This is a genomic window from Psychrobacillus sp. L4 (genome assembly GCF_042944905.1).
Lineage (GTDB): Bacteria > Bacillota > Bacilli > Bacillales_A > Planococcaceae > Psychrobacillus.
The window spans coordinates 2,098,919-2,117,637 of sequence record NZ_CP168496.1 but is presented as its reverse complement, the minus strand read 5'-3'; the positions used below and the strand labels follow the sequence as shown (position 1 = coordinate 2,117,637).

Genomic DNA, 18,719 nt, shown 5'->3' with positions numbered 1-18,719 from the left:
ACAAAAAAAGATGCACTAAATGAATGAATTCTATTATAAATGAGGCAAAGAAAAGTGGTTATAAAGAATTATCACTAAGCGTCTATGTGAAAATACTAATACTGTAAATCTCTATCGTGAAATAGGCTTTGTAGAAGTGGAGAGAGAAGGAACTTCAGTTACTACGGTATTAACTTCCGATGATAATTAAAAAACTATCAAGATCCATGATATTTAGTTAATTTCCCGACCATGTTAAATCGCTAGAGAACAAACTTGAACTGATGAAGGGACCATTAAAAAAACGGGTACCAGATTACAAAATAATTTAGAATTCAATGGGAAACGGGTCCACTAAGTTACTTGTTAAAACAAATGACCCACATTAATTATGTGGGTCATTGTGTATACCAAGATGATTCTTGAGTGCTTCCTGCAGTAGGTGAGAGTAGTTGACTTTCCGTTCTTTCGCCGTGTCATCAAGCCATCTAGGAATTGTTAACGTCTTCTTAACTGCTTGGTTTCGCATTTCACTTCTAAATGGTGGCATCCATACTTCAATGAGTGTTGGCACTTGATTTGATTCTATCGTTAATTGTTTGAGTGAAGATGGGTTAGGGATGTTGCATTGATCTTCCTCCAAACCATACAGATGAAGGGCCATTGCTTCTTTTGCCATCGCAAGTGCCTCTTCATCTGTGTCACCACAAGTGAAGCAGCCTGGTAAATCTGGAAACTCAACGGAGATTCCATCAGAGTCATAGCTAAATAGTGCAGGGTAGATGTATCGCTCTTTTAACATTTTGTAATTAACCTCCTCACAAGAGTGCCTTATTCAAGCCCAGCTTGTTTAAGTATTGATTTCTCAGTTCTTTTTGGTAAGTCTTTCTTGGGATGTGGAATGGTAACTAAACCGGGCTTCGTAGGATGTTTGAATTGATGGTGACATCCTTTTACCCTGTCTAAATACCAACCATCTTTAGTAATGTGATTCATAAGCTCTCTTGAATTCATTAGATGGTTATCATCTCCTTTGATGTTTTCATTTTAGCACGTATTATAACACGTGTAAATGTTCGAAAAAAAATTACTATATAGGGTTATTAACAGCATGCCACTCGGTTATTGAGGTGAATTGAATTTGAAATTTATTGAATTTGGAATAGGAAACACATGGATAATTAGGACTGAAACTGAGTTAGAAGATGGAACTGAATATGAAGAAAAAGGCATAAAGGGACCAATAAAATTCTACTCCTTATATCTAAGAATCTGGATCGGTAAAACCGTTGTAATAGCGGATTTAAAAGAATGTATTAAAAGAAAAAAGAAAAACCGCAACGAATTTAAAGTTATAATTGGTATAGTCAGTGGTTAAACTTATTAAATTGTATCTTCTGAAAGAATAAAAAAAGAGAAGAGCAATCTAAAATGAAGAAGGATGTGTTGTTTATACAAATTATTTACAAAAAGATGAACAAGAAGTTGTTATTGAAGCAATAAAACGAATGATTGAAAAATACTAATTATTACTTGAATTAGTCATGCCTTTTTGTTCAAAAAGGGAAATCGCAAAATATTTTGCTCTAAAAATTTCATGTATGATATAATTTTATCATTGTAAATTTTCATTCATTAGTTAAAGTTATTTTAATATTATCGTAACCTTTGATGAGGTAGACAGAAGTCAAAATCTCCTAGTACCGATAATTTTTTTTAGGAGAGAGGAAGAAATCTTTTGTTAGAAACATTTTTAATCAATATTTTATTTTTAGTTTTTCCGGTTCTTCTGACTGTAGTCTTTTTGGATAATATTAAGGAAAGTCATTATTCACTTTTTCTCCTTTTTTTCTCTCTTTCAATGTTACTATGTATGATTTATCCAATTAGACTGGAAATTGGATTTTTATTTGATTTGAGGTATGTTCCGTTTATTATAGTTGCTCTTTATGGAGGCTATAAAAGGTTACTTCCGCTTTATATCATATTGAATATATATCGATTGGTAATCGGAGGAGATGGTTTCGTACTGTCTTTCGCTTATTCAACAGTCATTTTTATAGTCTTGCCAATGATAAAGCACCGATTTATGGGATATAATACAAAGAATCGAATAATGACAGGAGTTATCGCAGGTGTGATGATCATGGTTATTTATTTGCTCCAATTGTCCTTATATTTTGAAATTCTAACGAGAGAATATTGGACATTAGCTTTTTATGCAGTGACCACTCATGGATTTGTCATAGCCATTAACCTGATTATGATAGAAAAAATCATTTCAAATATAAAAAATCGAGAAAATTTCCTTCGTGCGGAACGGTTGCATGTCATGAGTGAACTTTCGGCGAGTGTTTCTCATGAAATCAGAAACCCTTTGACTGTGACGAAAGGATTTCTCCAATTATTGGATGTATCAAAAAATATCACAGGTGAGGATAAAGTGTATATCGATTTTTCTTTACAAGAATTGATTCGCGCGGAACATATTTTAAATGATTATTTGGCATTTGCTAAACCTCAATCAGAGCATATGGTATATTCCGATTTAAAAGAAGAGACGGAATATGTAAAGAATATATTAATACCCCTTGCTATAATCCATAATGTTGAAATTGTATGTGTTTTTTCCAATTCTTTAAAGAAAATATTTGACCAAAATCAGATGAAGCAATGTTTGATTAACTTATTAAAAAATGCAATAGAAGCAATGAAGGAAGAGGGAGGTACTCTTTCCGTACAAGTGATTGAGCAAGGTAAGAATATTGTCATCAGTATTCAAGACGAGGGAATAGGGATGACGAAAGATGAAATCCTTCATTTAGGAAAGCCATATTATTCTAACAAAAAAGAAGGAACTGGTCTTGGAATGTTAATGGTATATGGAACTATTAGCAAAATTAAAGGAAAAGTTGATGTGGAAAGTAAAATAGGCGAGGGAACAACCTTTACGATTACCATTCCAACATAAAGTATAGAAAAAGGATGTGCACACTTGCACATCCTTTTTTTACTTGTTCAAATTCATATAGTAACAATACATTTACTTACATTTTTTAAGCAATATCCCTATTTTAGAGTATGTGGGTAATGTTGATGTAACTGCCTTTATAACCATAGATGAAATAGCACACTCAAGAGATAGCCCGTCAGAAGAAATGTTAAAAAAAGCCTTACGGGGACAACACGGATATTAATCAAAATAAATTCTTTTACACTTGTAACCCCAATAAGCCCAATAGATATGCCTAAAAGTACACTTTGTGCCTTTATGTTGAGATTCACGTGATATCCAATCCAAATAAAAGCACTAAAACAAATAGATAAGCCAACGAAACAAAGAAATAGCCATATTAGTTTTTTACCTTGTGATAGAAATGCTGAAGTAAGTGCGAATCCCTCTGGGGCATGGTGTAGAATTGTGGAGGTTGTAATGGAAACATTGAAGGTAGAATTCCCAAGCAAATTTCCGATAGTCAAGCTTAATGGGATTGTATGTATGAACAAGGCAAGTGTAATCAAGTAGACGGAAGGTTTACGTGATTTAGATGAAAAGAGAAAATTGTGCATCGCTACAAGAAAAATATATCCGATAAGTATTCCGAGAACAATTTCTAATAATTGATACATTTTTAATGCAGATGGAATAATATCGAGAGTTAGTAAACCTACTAAAAATCCCCCGCATAATAGTGCCAGTCCTTCATTTGAACCATGAAATATTTTAGAAACGAACCAAGCGATACCTCCACCTGCACTGACACTCAAGAAAAGAAATCCACCAAGAATGAATGCAACCAACTCCAGCACTCTCCAACCAAAATTATTAGTAATCCTGTCTACAAAATATATGCATATTGTTTATAGGTATGAGCATGTGTAAAATGAAAATAGTACGAATGATTTTACAAGGGGGAAGCGAAAGCGTTCATATGACTATACATAAGATGAAGGAAACGACATTTAAAGAAGCTACGCTTGCAGAATGGGAGCAAGTTGCTATTAAATCCTTAAAAGGGAAGACACTTGAATCACTTTCGACAAAAACTTTAGAAGATATAATTTTGAAACCGCTTTATTCTTTAGCAGATTTAGCGGAAATACCTGTAAATCAAACAGAAACTATTAGACAGGCTACCACTAATGCGAATTGGTTAGTATCCCAAGTTTCTACAGGCAACTCAAGCGAAGAAGTTCTTGCTGAAATAAAAGAATCACTTGAGAAAGGTAATGATGTAATTCATTATACGTTGCAAAATAGACACGCTTGGGATGCTTCCCAATTAGAAGAATTACAATCATTATTGAAAATACACCCTGTTTATTTGGATATAACAGCAGATCACGCCTTTTTACATAACTTTACTGATTTGAAAGGCTGTGTGAAAGGTGCAAGTACAAACGCTGTATCAAATTCACGTACTTTTTTCTTAGATGGAACTTCCATTCACAAAGCTGGAGGAGATGCGGTGAGTGAGCTTGCTAGTGTGCTTGTACAGGCCGATTCTTCATCTTCTGAAATGGGAATTGATCAGGTCGAGGAAAAAGGGTTTGTTCAATTTTCCGTAGACAGTAACTTCTTTATGGAAATGGCAAAAATTCGTGCGTTCCGTGTACTTTGGCAAGCATTTGGCGAAGCATATGGAAAGACGGAAATTTCAGCAATTCCCGTTCATGCGGAAACATCATTACGTTCTTTTTCTGCACTTGATCCAAATGTGAATATTCTTCGAGCAGCGAATAGCGCTTTAGCAGCGGTTTTAGGTGGTGCAGATAGCGTAACAACGCATCCTCATGATCTATTAACTGGTGTCAATCAAACCTCTAAACGAATTGCAAGAAATATGCAACTAGTCCTAAAAGAAGAAACGCATATCGGTCGCGTATTAGATGCAGCTGGTGGATCTTACTATTTAGAAACATTAACAAAAGAGCTTGTGGAAAAGGCATGGACATTGTTTTTAGAGTTAATGAAAGAAGATACGCTGGAAGTAAGAGAAGCAAAACTTCAAGAGCGAGCAGCAATCAAATGGGAGCAGCAATTAGAAGCACTTTCAACACGCAAGAAGTCTTTAATTGGTACAAATAACTATGCAAATCCGGAAGATGAATTGGATGCACAAATTATATCGACTGATTACAAGCGTTTAGCAGAGCCTTTTGAATTGTTGCGAAAAGCGTTTAAAGCGAATCCTTTAAACGCAGCTATTATTCCTTATGGTGTATTAAAAGAATATAAACCACGAATGGATTTTGTTAGTGGGTACTTAGTATCGCTAGGAATCTCACCAGTTGTGGCACCGGAAAACTTAAAACCTTTTGATCTTCAAAAATGGATTGATGAACATCATATTAATTATGTCGTGTTTGTTGGAAATGATGAACAAACAGCTGGATTAGTACCCGCTTTGTTAAACGAAAAATTATCTGTGCCAATGGATGTAGCAGGGAAGTTTGACGAATATGAAGACTGGCTAGATGCTGGGCTATCTGGACGTATTTTTGCTGGACAATCTCTTTTAGATAAAGGAAAAGAACTTCTAGCACTTGCCCAAGGGGGGAATTCACATGACAACGCCTAATTATTCAGCCGTATCGATTGAGAATTTATTAAAGAAATCTAGTATTGAAGTACAAGAAAAAGCATCTTCTTTTTTAACAAATGAAGGTATTGAGTTAAAGCCTGTATATGATGAAGCTGATCGCAGTCTAGTGAAACATTTAAATGACCTTCCGGGCATTGCGCCAAATACACGTGGACCATATCCGACGATGTATGTGGCAAAACCATGGACGGTTCGTCAGTATGCAGGTTTTTCTACTGCGGAAGAAAGTAACGCATTCTATAGAAGAAACTTAGCAATGGGTCAAAAAGGTCTGTCCGTTGCGTTCGACTTAGCGACACACCGCGGCTATGATTCGGATCATGAACGCGTTACTGGGGATGTAGGTAAAGCGGGAGTTGCAATCGATTCGGTGGAAGATATGAAGATATTATTCGATGGAATTCCACTCGACCAAATGTCTGTATCAATGACGATGAACGGTGCAGTACTACCAATTCTAGCATTTTACATCGTGACTGCAGAAGAACAAGGGGTATCTCCCGATCAACTTGCTGGAACGATTCAAAATGACATTTTGAAAGAATATATGGTTCGGAATACATATATTTACACACCTGAAATGTCGATGAAAATTATTGCGGATATCTTTGCTTATACAGCAAAAAAAATGCCTATATTCAACTCTATTTCAATTTCTGGTTACCATATGCAGGAAGCAGGTGCAACAGCAGACATCGAGCTTGCCTACACATTAGCGGATGGTCTGGAGTATGTTCGAACAGGATTAAAAGCGGGCATTGAAATTGATTCATTCGCACCGAGACTTTCATTTTTCTGGGCAATTGGTATGAATTACTTCATGGAAGTAGCAAAAATGCGCGCTGCTCGAAGAATTTGGGCACAAATGATGTCTAGCTTCGATCCTAAAAATCCAAAAACATTAGCATTGCGTACACATTCACAAACGTCTGGTTGGAGTTTAACCGAGCAAGATCCATTTAATAATGTAACGAGAACTTTAGTAGAAGCAAATGCAGCTGCAATGGGGCATACCCAATCACTTCATACAAATGCGCTCGACGAAGCAATTGCACTTCCAACGGATTTCTCAGCACGAATTGCACGGAATACACAGTTATTCCTGCAAGAAGAAACGAATATGACGAAAGTAATTGATCCATGGGGTGGTTCGTATTATGTAGAAACACTAACGAACGAGTTAATGGAAAAAGCTTGGGCTCTCATCGAAGAAATCGAAGAACTTGGTGGCATGGCTAAAGCAATTGAAACTGGCCTTCCGAAAATGAAAATTGAAGAAGCAGCAGCGAAAAAGCAAGCACAAATCGACTCCTCGAAAGAAATTATTATCGGGGTGAACAAATACCGATTAGATCAAGAAGATGCAATTGATATTTTAAATATCGATAATACAGTAGTTCGACAAAAACAAATGGAACGTTTAGTAAAAGTAAAAGAAAATCGTGATGAAAAAGAAGTGCAAGAAGCCCTTATTACATTAACCGAAGCAGCTAGAACAGGTAACGAAAATCTATTAGCAGTTGCTGTGGATGCTGCTAGAAAACGTGCAACGATAGGAGAAATTTCGGATGCAATTGAAGTAGTAGCTGGAAGACATAAGGCGGTGATTCGTTCCGTGAGTGGAGTGTATAGTGCGAACTTTAATGATGCAGATGAAATCGAAGCTGTGAAACAAATGTCGGAGGATTTCCTAGAAAACGAAGGGAGACGCCCTCGTATTTTAATTGCGAAAATGGGTCAAGATGGACATGACCGTGGTGCAAAAGTGATTGCAACTGCGTTTGCTGATTTAGGGTTTGATGTGGATATTAGTCCTTTATTCCAAACACCGGCAGAAACTGCTCAGCAAGCGGTGGAAAACGATGTACATGTTGTAGGAGTAAGTTCGCTTGCAGCCGGTCATATGACGTTAGTTCCTGCATTACGAGAAGAACTAGCTAAACTAGGGAGAGAAGATATTTTAATCGTTGTTGGAGGAGTTATTCCTGCTCAAGATTATGCTTTCTTACGTGAAAATGGAGCATCTGCAATTTTCGGACCCGGAACAGTTATACCAGTAGCAGCACAAAAAGTAATCGAAGAAATCTATAAACGATTGGGTTATGAGGAAGTGGAAGGCTAATGGCTGAAACAGATAAAACAAACCAATCGGCGATGCATGTGATGAGTGGGATTAAATCTCAACATGATGGAATGGGAAAAGCTTCTGTAAAGAAGTTTTCGAAAAAGAATGCACTAGTTATTGATCAGGAAGAATATCTCCGTGAAATTCAAAAAGGCTCTAGGCTTCATTTAGCAAAAGCAATCACTTTCATTGAAAGTACAGTTAGTGATCAACAAGCTATTGGTCAACAATTACTCAAATCATTATTAAGACATACAGGTAACAGTATTCGAATTGGCATTACGGGTGTACCTGGTGCTGGGAAAAGTACGTTTATTGAAGCTTTTGGAAAGATGCTATGTGATCAAGGTTATAAAGTAGCGGTGCTTGCGATAGACCCAAGCTCCTCACTAACGGGTGGAAGTATATTAGGTGATAAAACAAGGATGGAGGAGCTTGCAAAGCATCCGAATGCTTTTATCAGACCTTCTCCATCCGCAGGAACACTTGGTGGCGTACACAAAAAATCGAGAGAAACGATGCTTTTATGCGAAGCAGCAGGTTATGACATTATTTTAGTAGAAACAGTTGGCGTTGGGCAAAGTGAAACGATTGTACGAGGAATGGTCGATTTCTTTCTACTTCTTGCACTAACTGGCGCCGGTGATGAACTACAGGGAATGAAAAAAGGGATTATGGAACTTGCAGATGCTTTAGTGGTCAATAAAGCAGATGGAGCAAATGAGAAATTAGCTAAGAAGACAGTAGCAGAATATAAACAAATTCTACACTTTTTAGCCCCATCTTCCCCAAACTGGAATACACCTGCTTTGGCGGTTTCTTCCTTATATAAGTCTGGTCTAGACTCGGTTTGGGAGACAATCCAATCATTTAAGAAAGAAATGATTGAACAAAATGCCTGGCAATACAGAAGAAAAGAACAAACGGTTGATTGGTTCAAATCGATGATAGTAGATCGTTTATATAGAGACTTCTTTTCATCAGTAGAAAAGAAAGAAACAATGGCACAATTAGAAAGTCTAGTGAGGGATGAAAAAGTAACGGTTTCACAGGCAGTTGAAGAGTTATTTTCCTCGAATTCTAAGCAATAATCTGCTAAGATAAAAATAGTTTGGAAAGGAGCGTTTAATTATGAATATGGATTTTAATTTATTGATGAATGATATGGTCATGCAAGCCCGTGGAGAAATGGAAGCAAGCGGTTATGAGCAATTAACATCACCGGAGGAAGTAAATACTGCATTTGCTCGTCCAGGTACAACTCTAGTAATGATTAACTCAGTTTGTGGATGTGCAGGAGGAATTGCACGTCCAGCAGCAGCAAATGCTGTTCATTATGATAAAAGACCGGATCATCTTGTAACTGTATTTGCAGGGCAAGATAAATTAGCTACACAACAAGCGCGCAATCATTTTGGTGATGAACATTTACCTTCTTCTCCATCATTTGTTTTATTAAAAGACGGAGAAGCTATTGCGGAAGTTGGTCGTCACGAAATAGAAGGACATGATCCAATGTCTGTTATTACACATATCCAAGCGTTGTTTGAAGAGCATTGCGAAGAGATTTAATACTAAAAACAGCGGAAGCATTTAATTGCCTCCGCTGTTTTTAATGAAATTACAAGATAAAGCTTAATCCGAATAGTAATGAAGACATAACCATGATTAAAACCATTAAATATACAATAACTTTACGAAATTTTTGATTGCCCATGAACTACACTCCTTTAACAATTACTTTCATTTTATCAAATTCGAAAAAAAGCACAAGAGGTAGCGATTTTTTTTTGAAATATGTACAATAGAAGATATAGTCTAAATATATGGGGTGTTGGGAAAAATGGAGAAAGTAGATCATATTGGTATTGCGGTAAAAAGTATTGAAGAAGCACTTCCTTATTATATAGAAACATTAGGACTAAAACTTATACATATTGAAGAAGTTCCATCTGAGAAAGTACGAGTTGCTTTTATCGACAGTGGAAATTTGAACCTTGAGTTACTACAACCCCTTGATGAGACAAGTACGATTCATTCGTTCATCGAGAAAAAAGGGGAAGGCATCCATCATATTGCCTTCGGAGTGTCTAATATTCAAGAACGTTTAAATGAGCTAAAAGAAAAAGGGGTTCGGCTTATTCAAGAGACGCCTAAAGCTGGGGCACATGGTGCTCAAGTAGCTTTCATTCATCCAAAAGCTTCAGGTGGAGTTTTGTATGAATTATGTGATAAATCAGAGGGAGCGAAGTAATCAGATGGATATTTATGAGAAAATTAATGATCTATACGATCGCAAACGAAAAATTGAGCTGGGTGGCGGTGACGCTCGAATTGAAAAGCAACATGAAAAGGGCAAGTTAACTGCTAGAGAACGAATTGATCTTCTTGTGGATAAAGGATCTTTTGTTGAATTAAATCCATTTATACAACATCGAACTGTAGATTTTGGTATGGATAAGCAAGAAGGACCTGGTGATGGGGTAGTAACTGGGTACGGGAAAGTAAATGGTCGTCCAATTTATTTATTCTCACAAGACTTCACGGTTTTTGGTGGCGCACTTGGTGAAATGCATGCTTTAAAAATTGCAAATGTCATGGATTTGGCTGCCAAAAATGGTGCGCCGTTCATTGGTTTAAATGATTCGGGTGGTGCTCGTATACAGGAAGGTGTTGTTTCACTAGATGGTTACGGCCAAATCTTTTATCGCAATGCTATCTATTCTGGTGTAATTCCACAAATTTCGGTTATTTTAGGGCCATGTGCCGGTGGAGCTGTTTATTCACCCGCGATTACGGACTTTGTTTTTATGACCGATGAAACAAGTCAAATGTTCATAACGGGACCGAAAGTAATTGAGACGGTAACTGGTGAAAAAATTTCCGCAGAAGATTTAGGTGGCTCAAAAGTACATAATACGATTAGTGGTAATGCACATTTCCGTGGGAAAACGGAAGAAGAAGTTTTGGAAAGTGTACGCTTGTTACTAAGTTATTTACCGCAAAGTTTTGAAGAGAAGGCTGCAATCGTAGAAGTGCCAAGTGAAAATGATGATCGTCCTGATTTAGCTGATATCGTCCCTTTTGAAGCAATTCGTCCATACGATATTCGCAAAGTGATCGAGCAAGTGGTTGATACGGATTCTTTTTTAGAAGTACAAAAGGAATTTGCGAAAAATATAGTGATTGGACTAGCTCGCATTAAAGGAGAAGTTGTAGGGCTCGTTTGTAATCAACCAAAAGTAATGGCTGGTGGACTTGATATTGATTCAAGTGATAAAGCAGCCAGATTTATTCGATTCTGTGATGCATTTAATATCCCGATTATTACGTTTGAAGATGTTACAGGCTTCTTCCCAGGTATTAAGCAAGAACATGGCGGTATTATTCGTCATGGAGCGAAGATTTTATTTGCCTACTCAGAAGCAACAGTTCCAAAAATGACGGTTATTTTACGTAAAGCATACGGCGGTGCATATGTTGCATTGAATTCCAAATCTATTGGAGCAGATGTTGTGTTTGCTTGGCCTAATGCAGAGATTGCCGTAATGGGACCTCAAGGAGCAGCGAATATTATTTTTGCCCGTGAAATTGCAAACAGTGATAATCCCGAACAAGTTCGTGCAGAAAAGATCGAAGAATATCGTGAAAAGTTTGCCAACCCATATGTGGCTGCATCCATGGGTATGGTGGATGATGTTATCGACCCTCGTGAAACACGTATTAAACTGATTCAAGCATTGGAAATGATGCGAAATAAAAAAGAATCACGACCTAATAAAAAACATGGGAATATTCCACTATAAAAGGAGTCTGAAAATAAGATGAATCGTCTAATAGAAGAATTTTTTGAACTTGTAAAAATCGACTCAGAAACAAAACATGAGCAAGTAATTGCGCCTATCTTAATGGATAAATTGGAACGATTGGGGTTTTCTGTCATCCAAGATGATTCTGCTGAAAAAAATGGACATGGAGCTGGAAACTTAATAGGAACGCTTAAAGGGACCAAAGCAGATGCAGATTCTATTTACTTTACGGTGCATATGGATACAGTTGTTCCAGGAAAAGGTATTCAACCTATTTTAAAAGAAGATGGCTATATTTATTCAGATGGTACAACCATTTTAGGGGCAGATGATAAAGCTGGAATTGCTGCTCTTTTTGAAGCAATCAGAAGATTAAAAGAAGAAAATATAGAGCACGGGGATATTCAAGTAGTCATCACTGCTGGAGAAGAAAGTGGTCTTGTTGGAGCAAAAGAATTAGATCCTTCAATGCTTACAGCTAAGTATGGCTATGCAATTGATAGTGATGGAACAGTTGGTGGCATTGTCACTGCAGCTCCTTTCCAATCAAAACTTTGGACAACGATTAAAGGAAGAACCGCACATGCAGGAGTTGCGCCTGAAAAAGGTGTTTCTGCCATTACATTAGCTTCAAAGGCTATTTCAGCAATGAAACTAGGTCGAATTGACAATGAAACTACTGCGAATATCGGTCGTTTTGAAGGTGGACAAGCAACAAATATCGTGTGCGATGAAGTGCATATATTAGCAGAAGCTCGTTCGATTAATAAAGAAAAGTTAGATGCACAAGTGGCACATATGGTGCAAGTATTTAAAGAAACTGCTGAAAAACATGGCGGTTCCGCCGAAACAGAAACACAGTTAATGTATCCAGGTTTCCGCTTTGAAGAAGACCATCAAGGCGTACAAGTTGCAAAACGTGCAGTTGAAAGTATTGGACGAACTGCCGATATTAAAACTAGTGGTGGAGGCAGTGATGCAAACGTCATTGCTGGATTCGGCATTCCCACAGTAATTTTGTCTGTTGGATATGAAGAAATTCATACAACCAACGAGCGTATGCCAGTAGAAGAGTTAGAAAAACTTGCAGATTTACTTGTTGAAATTGTGAAAGTAGCTGCAGAATAATTACTATAGGGGGTACTATTTATTGTCTAGTGAAAAAGTAGTTGTTTTTCAATGTGGAAACGAAGAATATGCTGTTCCAATCGAACATGTTATATCTATTGAAAAATTAGAACATATTAACCCGATACCACATTTACCAAATTATTTAATCGGCTTGATGAAAATTCGAGGCGAGCTAGTTCCAATTATTGATTTCGAGCAAATACTATATAATCGAAGTGGTTCTGACAATGAATCAGCACGCGTTATCACGATGCACACACAAGATATGTCAATCGGACTTCTGGTGATTGAAGCAAAAGAGATATTAGATATTGCTTCCGAAGATATAAAGCAAATTGGGTTAGTAAATTACACAAAAACGCAATACTTTACAGGAGTTGCAAATTTAGAAAACCGTATGATTACAATAGTAGATCCTTCTATTTTAGTTCGTTCCATAGAAGGTATAAAAGATATTCAAGCATATTTAGAAGCAGTGAAAAAAGAGGAGTTAGCTATGGTGGAAGACCGTAACTAACAAGTTGGAGGTAGCTTAATATAGCTACCTTTTTTCCATATGAGAGGTGAATTTTTTGAAGAGAAGAAATAGAATAATTTTTCATCTAGATATGAACAGCTTCTATGCTTCTGTCGAACAAGCGCATGATCCCTCACTAAAAGGAAAACCAATTGCAATTGCAGGAAACCCGAAGGAACGCCGTGGAATATTAGTCACCCGTTCTTATGAAGCACGAGCAAGGGGCGTTTACACAACCATGTCAGTTTGGGAAGCAAAACGTAAATGCCCAGAAATACTATTACTTCCACCAAATTTTGAACGATACCGAATTGCTTCGATGGCAATGTTCGACATTCTACGATCTTACACTGAACTCGTTGAACCAGTATCGATTGACGAAGGATATATGGATGTAAGTGATTTGGATTTATCCATAGGCGCTGTCGCAGTTGCAGAATCCATTCAACAAAGATTGATACGAGAACTGGATTTACCTAGCTCTATAGGAATTGCGCCAAATAAGTTTTTAGCCAAAACAGCATCTAATATGAAAAAGCCTATGGGAATAACAGTTTTGCGAAAGCGAGAAGTAGCAGAAAAGTTATGGCCACTTCCTGTTATAGAGATGCATGGTGTAGGGGAAAGTACCGCAAAAAAACTTTCCAATATAGGAATTAAAACAATTGGAGATTTGGCGAATATTCCATTGGGTATAATGAAGGAAAAGTTAGGGAAAGTAGGATTAAGACTTTCTGAAAGAGCAAACGGGATAGACGATAGGCTAGTTGATCCTACTTCTATTTTTGATACAAAAAGTGTTGGAAACTCCACTACTTTGCCGTATGATGAAACGAATAAAGTGGAAATTGACAAAGTTTTATTACGATTGTCAAAAAAAGTAGCTGCTAGACTAGACTCCAAAAACCTTGCAGGGAGATCAATTACTATACATATCCGTGATGCTAATTGGAAAAATAAAACGAAATCTAAAACGATGCAAAATCGCCTGTTTGAAGAACAACAAATATTTCTTCTTGCTAAAACATTATTTCATTCCACATGGGATGGGGAGCCTATTCGTTTGCTTGGTGTTACCGTTAATAATGTGCATGATAAAGGCGAGTATGTGGAGCAGCTATCCATATTTAATTTTGAAAAACATGCAAAAGAAGAGCCTATTTTAAAGCTTGTAGAACAACTGCAAGCAAAGTTTGGTGCAGATAGTATAAAAAGGGGAATGAAAGTTAAAAAGAAATCCTCTTTAGAATCAAAAACGAGTTTTAGTAAAGATTTTTTAGATGATCATGAGAAAAGGTGAGAATATGCAACTATTATTTTTAGGAACTGGAGCTGGAATGCCCTCTAAAGGGCGAAATACCACTGCAACTGTGTTAAAATTGCTCGAGGAAAGAGGTACATATTGGCTTTTTGATTGCGGAGAAGCAACCCAACATCAAATTCTTCATACAACATTAAAACCTCGGAAGCTTGAAAAAATCTTCATCACGCATTTACATGGAGATCATATTTATGGGCTTCCCGGATTATTAGGATCACGATCGTTCTTAGGTGGAGATGCGTCTCTGACAATTTATGGGCCAAAAGGGATAAAGGCATGGATTGAATTAACGCTTTTGACGTCAAGCACCTATTTAAAATATAAATTAAACATCATTGAAATTGAGGATGGTATCATATTTGAAGATGCTCAGTTTATTGTAGAAGCAAAATCGATTGAACATGTTATTCCTTGCTTTGGCTTTAAAATTACACAGAAACCACTTCCACCTCAATTGATTATCGAGAAAACAGACGCTTTAAAAGTTCCAAGAGGGCCACTGTTAAAACAATTAAAAGAAGGTCATGATGTCGAGTTACCAGATGGGCGAATTGTTTTAAGTAAAGAAGTAACTGGTGCTCCAAAAGATGGCTTTCAAATTACATTATTAGGTGATACAAAATATTGTGAAAACTCTATTTCACTTAGCCAAGGGGCCGACATTGTCGTACATGAGGCTACATTTGATAAGGAAACGGCTGAATTAGCAGGATTATATGGCCATTCGACCATTTTAGATGCTGCGAATGTTTGTAAAGAAGCGAATGCCAAGCATTTAATCGTTAATCATATTAGTGCACGTTTTTTACCTTATCATTTAAAAGAAATGTTAAATCAAGTGGCGCTTTTTGATTTTCCAATTCATATAGCAGAAGATTTTGCAGAGTATGATTGGTCAAATGGCATATTAAATAAAATAACTGATTCCGAGCGTTGATATAATCACTCGGAATCTTTCTGTTTTTTATCAGTAATGACTAAACTTAGTGTGGCGATTGGTCCAATAATGAGGGAAAGAAGGAACCAATTGAGTCCACTTCTATTTTTCCCTTGTGCAATACCTGCATTAATGAGGGCAAGTGTACCCCATCCTACAACATACTCATTATACATCTATTCATTCAATCCTTTCTTATCGATTAGTCTCGGTTTTGGATCATTTGGTCTCGAGTTTGGAAAATTGGTCTCTATTAGGAATGAACTGGTCTCGATTATTCTAATTTGGTCTCGTTCTACCATTTACTTCAATTTATTCGTACTGTTTTCCTAGCAATCGCGATTTATTTTGAGCTGCATCAATACAAGCAAAAATGGCCTCTCCTACATTATGTTGTATTAGCTTTTCCACTCCTGCCTCTGTGGTGCCACCTGGACTTGTGACTCTTCTTCGTAATTCATCCGGCTCGAAATCACCTTTTTTCATCATTTGTACAGCACCTTCCATCGTCTGAATAAATAATTGACGAGCGTCGGATTTTTCCAAACCATGCAGGATAGCAGCTGCTTCAAATTGCTCTGCAAAATAATAAAAGTAAGCTGGACCACTCCCAGATAGTGCAGTAACAACATGCAAATCCTCTTCATTCACTGCTTTTACTGTTCCAATGGACTCCATAATATCAATTATTGCTAGTTTCTCTTCATCAGATACAAGTTCATTCCAACTAACAGCAGACGCGCTTAATCCAACAGCCGCGGATGTGTTCGGCATAACACGCGCAATTGGACGAGTTCCTAAATAATTAGCAATCGTTTGTATTGTTACACCAGCAATTACTGAAATGATCGTTGCATTTTTGCTTAAAAAAGGAGCAATGTCCGACAATGCATCTTTCGCGTCTTTAGGTTTCATTGCTAAAAAAACAATATTAGCCTCACATAATGCCTTCTTTTCTTCACACACAATTCCTACATGATATGCTTTTTTTAATTGTAGAAGTTGCTCTACGTCCGACTTATTCATCACATGAATAAATTCTGGAGAAATTTTTTCTTCCTTCGTTAATCCATTAATAATCGCCTCAGCCATAGCACCAGCACCGACAAATACAATTTTCGTCATTTAGATTCCTCCTCTTAAAATAAAAAAAGCGCTCTCGTCCTATATATCATAAGGACGAAAACGCAATGATTTCCGCGGTACCACCTAAATTTGCCGATAAAACGGCACAACTTAATCCTTCTTATCGCGAAGGTCACGACTATGTTTCCATAGTAGCTCCGAAGTAGGTTCGACATATGAGCGGGAGGTGAAACTTGCAGCGGGTCATTTCACTCTCTTAACTCCATCATACAGTTAGTATTCTTCATCTTGGCTTATATTTTCTGAATTAATGAAATTATAGGACTGTTGCGAGTAAAAGTCAAACTCATTTTTAAATGTAGATTAAAAAGACTAGCTAAATATCAAATGGATTGTACGGAGGCTGCTCTCGGTTCGGTGTGTATGGCTCTCGCTATATTTCAACAGCTACATTAGTGACGTTGCCAATAAAAAAATGTACAATAGAATGAATAGCTATTCATAAAAGGGAGTTTTCAAATGACAATACATAAAATTACTATGCCAACACCATTCGCAGTTGGTGATGTAAATGCTTATTTAGTAAAAGGAGATGCACTTACAATAGTAGACGCTGGACCAAAAACAGAAGAAGCGCTCGTTGCTCTTTCAACAGGAATAAAAGAAGCAGGTTACTCGCTTTCAGATATAGAGCAAGTCCTTTTAACACATCACCATCCAGATCATTCTGGTTGGGTTGATGCTTTTGAAAAAGCCACAATATTAGGACATCCTTATAATCAACCATGGTTAACAAGAGACATAGATTTTTTCAGCTTTCATGATGAATTTTATCTTCAATGCCTTATGGAGGAAGGAGTACCTGAGAGCTATTTCAATTGGGTTGAAAAAATGAGGAGACCGATTCATTTTATCGGAAACAGACCACTTGATATGCAGCTAAATGAAGGAGACATACTTCCAGGTCATCCAGATTTAACCGTTTTAGAAACATTAGGACATGCTCAAAGTCATCTGTCTTTTTGGTCGGAGAACACGGGAATTTTAATTGGAGGCGATCATATTTTGGAAAAAATTTCGTCTAATCCTCTAATTGAGCCTCCGCTCAATCTAAAAGCTGAACGATCAAAATCCATGCTTCAATATAATGCTTCACTTAAACGAATCCAAACTTTACCTGTAGAAAAGATATTTAGTGGGCATGGAAACGAAGTATATAACGTATCTGAGCTTATTAGCAGCAGACTTGAAAAACAGAGAGAACGTGCTTTGAAGGTTTTGGACATGATGAAAGATGGAGAAAAAACTATTTTTCAGATTACTCAGCAACTTTTTCCAAAAGTATATGAAAAAGAACTTGGTCTAACTCTTTCGGAAACAATTGGACAAGTCGATTATCTAATGGATGAAGGCTATATTAAAGAACAAAGAAACGAGAAAGGTATTTTGTTATATGGCCAAGCGTAAGAAAATTATTATCACAGGTGCAACTAGTGGTGTTGGATTACTGCTTGCAAAAAAACTCCACACAGCAGGGCATGAAATTTGGGCTAGTGGTCGTAATTTTGAAGTTTTGGAGCATTTAGATGAGCTTGGAATACATACAATACAAGCAGACTTAACAGAGGAACAGTCCTTTGAGGAGTTATTTCATCAGATGGGTACTCCAGACACAATTATTCTCTGCGCTGGCGTTGGTACATTTGCTTATTTATCGGAATTAGAAGATAAAGATATGAGGCAGATGATGCATATAAATGTTATAGCTCCAATGCTTCTTACTAAATATTTTGCGGAGAAAATGAAAGAAAGAGGGAGCGGACATATTATTTTTGTCGCTTCTCAAGCGGGAAAAGTAGCGACACCAAAAGCATCCGCTTATGCAGCCTCTAAGCACGCAATTTTAGGATTCGCAAATAGTGTTCGGATGGAATTAAAAGAATTTGGAATATATGTAACGACAATTAATCCTGGACCAATCGATACACCATTCCTTGATTTGGCAGACCAAACCGGTAATTATCGAGACAAACTTAGTAAACATCTCCTTTCACCTGAAAGAGTAGTGGTAGCGATAACAAAAACTGTAGAACGTCCAGTTCGCGAAGTAGATCTTCCTTCGTATATGAGTCTCACAAGTAAACTCTATGCAGTCTTCCCAAAGACAGTTGAAACACTTGGGAAATCGTTTTTTAATAAAAAGTAGCC

At 37.0% G+C, this 18,719-nt stretch carries 20 protein-coding genes; 14 read left to right on the top strand and 6 right to left on the bottom strand.

The genetic code is table 11. The features are described 5' to 3' along the window. Nucleotides 1–364: 364 nt before the first annotated feature. Nucleotides 365–781 carry a type II toxin-antitoxin system HicB family antitoxin gene (locus tag ACEPXG_RS10155; protein ID WP_391201691.1) on the bottom strand — a complete coding sequence of 139 codons (417 nt, stop codon included), beginning with the start codon at nucleotides 779–781 and terminating at the stop codon, nucleotides 365–367. Nucleotides 782–810: 29 nt separating this feature from the next. Beyond that, nucleotides 811–993: a type II toxin-antitoxin system HicA family toxin gene (locus ACEPXG_RS10150; RefSeq protein WP_391201688.1), complete on the bottom strand. Its 183-nt coding sequence runs from the start codon at nucleotides 991–993 to the stop codon at nucleotides 811–813. 127 nt (nucleotides 994–1,120) lie between these two features. Here ACEPXG_RS10150 and ACEPXG_RS10145 point away from each other — a divergent pair, with 127 nt between their 5' ends. Together ACEPXG_RS10145 and ACEPXG_RS10140 are read left to right on the top strand one after the other, a co-directional pair. Continuing rightward, the gene (locus ACEPXG_RS10145) at nucleotides 1,121–1,357 is read left to right on the top strand and encodes a DUF3977 family protein (protein WP_391201685.1); all 237 of its coding nucleotides are present in this window, start codon (nucleotides 1,121–1,123) and stop codon (nucleotides 1,355–1,357) included. A gap of 360 nt (nucleotides 1,358–1,717) precedes the next feature. After that, nucleotides 1,718–2,950, top strand: a complete 1,233-nt coding sequence (locus tag ACEPXG_RS10140) for an ATP-binding protein (RefSeq protein ID WP_391201682.1) — start codon at nucleotides 1,718–1,720, stop codon at nucleotides 2,948–2,950. Nucleotides 2,951–3,087: 137 nt separating this feature from the next. On the opposite strand, the gene ACEPXG_RS10135 is transcribed toward ACEPXG_RS10140, so the two are convergent. Then, nucleotides 3,088–3,789, bottom strand: coding sequence for a zinc transporter family protein (locus ACEPXG_RS10135; protein WP_391201679.1), 702 nt, complete (start codon nucleotides 3,787–3,789; stop codon nucleotides 3,088–3,090). Between the two features lie 74 nt (nucleotides 3,790–3,863). On the opposite strand from ACEPXG_RS10135, the gene ACEPXG_RS10130 reads away from it, so the two are divergent. The 4 genes from ACEPXG_RS10130 to ACEPXG_RS10115 are packed head-to-tail and all read left to right on the top strand — an operon-like array spanning nucleotide 3,864 to nucleotide 9,282. Beyond that, on the top strand, nucleotides 3,864–5,561 hold the full coding sequence (locus ACEPXG_RS10130) for a methylmalonyl-CoA mutase family protein (protein ID WP_391201676.1): 1,698 nt from the start codon (nucleotides 3,864–3,866) through the stop codon (nucleotides 5,559–5,561). Beyond that, nucleotides 5,548–7,707 (top strand): methylmalonyl-CoA mutase, encoded by a 2,160-nt coding sequence (scpA, locus tag ACEPXG_RS10125; RefSeq protein WP_391201673.1) that lies wholly within the window; start codon nucleotides 5,548–5,550, stop codon nucleotides 7,705–7,707. The genes ACEPXG_RS10130 and scpA overlap by 14 nt, the downstream gene beginning before the upstream one ends. Next, nucleotides 7,707–8,801 (top strand): methylmalonyl Co-A mutase-associated GTPase MeaB, encoded by a 1,095-nt coding sequence (meaB, locus tag ACEPXG_RS10120; protein WP_391201669.1) that lies wholly within the window; start codon nucleotides 7,707–7,709, stop codon nucleotides 8,799–8,801. The genes scpA and meaB overlap by 1 nt, the downstream gene beginning before the upstream one ends. Before the next feature lie 40 nt (nucleotides 8,802–8,841). After that, nucleotides 8,842–9,282 (top strand): BrxA/BrxB family bacilliredoxin, encoded by a 441-nt coding sequence (locus tag ACEPXG_RS10115; RefSeq protein ID WP_391115939.1) that lies wholly within the window; start codon nucleotides 8,842–8,844, stop codon nucleotides 9,280–9,282. A 49-nt stretch (nucleotides 9,283–9,331) separates the two neighbouring features. Here the strand turns inward: ACEPXG_RS10115 and prli42 are convergent, their stop codons facing one another. Continuing rightward, nucleotides 9,332–9,427: a stressosome-associated protein Prli42 gene (prli42, locus tag ACEPXG_RS10110; protein WP_151700257.1), complete on the bottom strand. Its 96-nt coding sequence runs from the start codon at nucleotides 9,425–9,427 to the stop codon at nucleotides 9,332–9,334. A 126-nt stretch (nucleotides 9,428–9,553) separates the two neighbouring features. Here prli42 and mce point away from each other — a divergent pair, with 126 nt between their 5' ends. The 6 genes from mce to rnz all read left to right on the top strand — a co-directional run bounded on the left by mce (nucleotide 9,554) and on the right by rnz (nucleotide 15,425). Continuing rightward, nucleotides 9,554–9,964: a methylmalonyl-CoA epimerase gene (gene mce / locus ACEPXG_RS10105; RefSeq protein WP_391201666.1), complete on the top strand. Its 411-nt coding sequence runs from the start codon at nucleotides 9,554–9,556 to the stop codon at nucleotides 9,962–9,964. A gap of 4 nt (nucleotides 9,965–9,968) precedes the next feature. Beyond that, entirely contained in the window at nucleotides 9,969–11,516 is a 1,548-nt protein-coding gene (locus ACEPXG_RS10100) for an acyl-CoA carboxylase subunit beta (protein ID WP_391209874.1), read from the top strand. Between the two features lie 18 nt (nucleotides 11,517–11,534). Continuing rightward, the gene (locus ACEPXG_RS10095; RefSeq protein ID WP_391201663.1) at nucleotides 11,535–12,647 is read left to right on the top strand and encodes a M20/M25/M40 family metallo-hydrolase; all 1,113 of its coding nucleotides are present in this window, start codon (nucleotides 11,535–11,537) and stop codon (nucleotides 12,645–12,647) included. Nucleotides 12,648–12,669: 22 nt separating this feature from the next. After that, nucleotides 12,670–13,167 (top strand): chemotaxis protein CheW, encoded by a 498-nt coding sequence (locus ACEPXG_RS10090; RefSeq protein ID WP_391201660.1) that lies wholly within the window; start codon nucleotides 12,670–12,672, stop codon nucleotides 13,165–13,167. Nucleotides 13,168–13,258: 91 nt separating this feature from the next. Next, entirely contained in the window at nucleotides 13,259–14,467 is a 1,209-nt protein-coding gene (locus tag ACEPXG_RS10085) for a DNA polymerase IV (protein WP_391209872.1), read from the top strand. Between the two features lie 4 nt (nucleotides 14,468–14,471). Further along, nucleotides 14,472–15,425 (top strand): ribonuclease Z, encoded by a 954-nt coding sequence (gene rnz / locus ACEPXG_RS10080; protein WP_391201658.1) that lies wholly within the window; start codon nucleotides 14,472–14,474, stop codon nucleotides 15,423–15,425. Nucleotides 15,426–15,430: 5 nt separating this feature from the next. Here the strand turns inward: rnz and ACEPXG_RS10075 are convergent, their stop codons facing one another. Continuing rightward, a complete protein-coding gene (locus ACEPXG_RS10075) occupies nucleotides 15,431–15,601 on the bottom strand; it encodes a hypothetical protein (RefSeq protein WP_192797343.1) in 171 nt (56 codons plus the stop codon). A gap of 136 nt (nucleotides 15,602–15,737) precedes the next feature. Continuing rightward, nucleotides 15,738–16,550: a pyrroline-5-carboxylate reductase gene (gene proC / locus ACEPXG_RS10070; protein ID WP_391201655.1), complete on the bottom strand. Its 813-nt coding sequence runs from the start codon at nucleotides 16,548–16,550 to the stop codon at nucleotides 15,738–15,740. Nucleotides 16,551–17,030: 480 nt separating this feature from the next. On the opposite strand from proC, the gene ACEPXG_RS10065 reads away from it, so the two are divergent. Together ACEPXG_RS10065 and ACEPXG_RS10060 are read left to right on the top strand one after the other, a co-directional pair. Continuing rightward, nucleotides 17,031–17,978: an MBL fold metallo-hydrolase gene (locus ACEPXG_RS10065; protein ID WP_391201652.1), complete on the top strand. Its 948-nt coding sequence runs from the start codon at nucleotides 17,031–17,033 to the stop codon at nucleotides 17,976–17,978. After that, complete coding sequence (locus tag ACEPXG_RS10060) at nucleotides 17,965–18,717, top strand: SDR family NAD(P)-dependent oxidoreductase (RefSeq protein WP_391201649.1); 753 nt, start codon at nucleotides 17,965–17,967, stop codon at nucleotides 18,715–18,717. Before ACEPXG_RS10065 ends, ACEPXG_RS10060 begins: the two co-directional genes overlap by 14 nt. The last annotated feature ends 2 nt before the right edge of the window (nucleotides 18,718–18,719 follow it).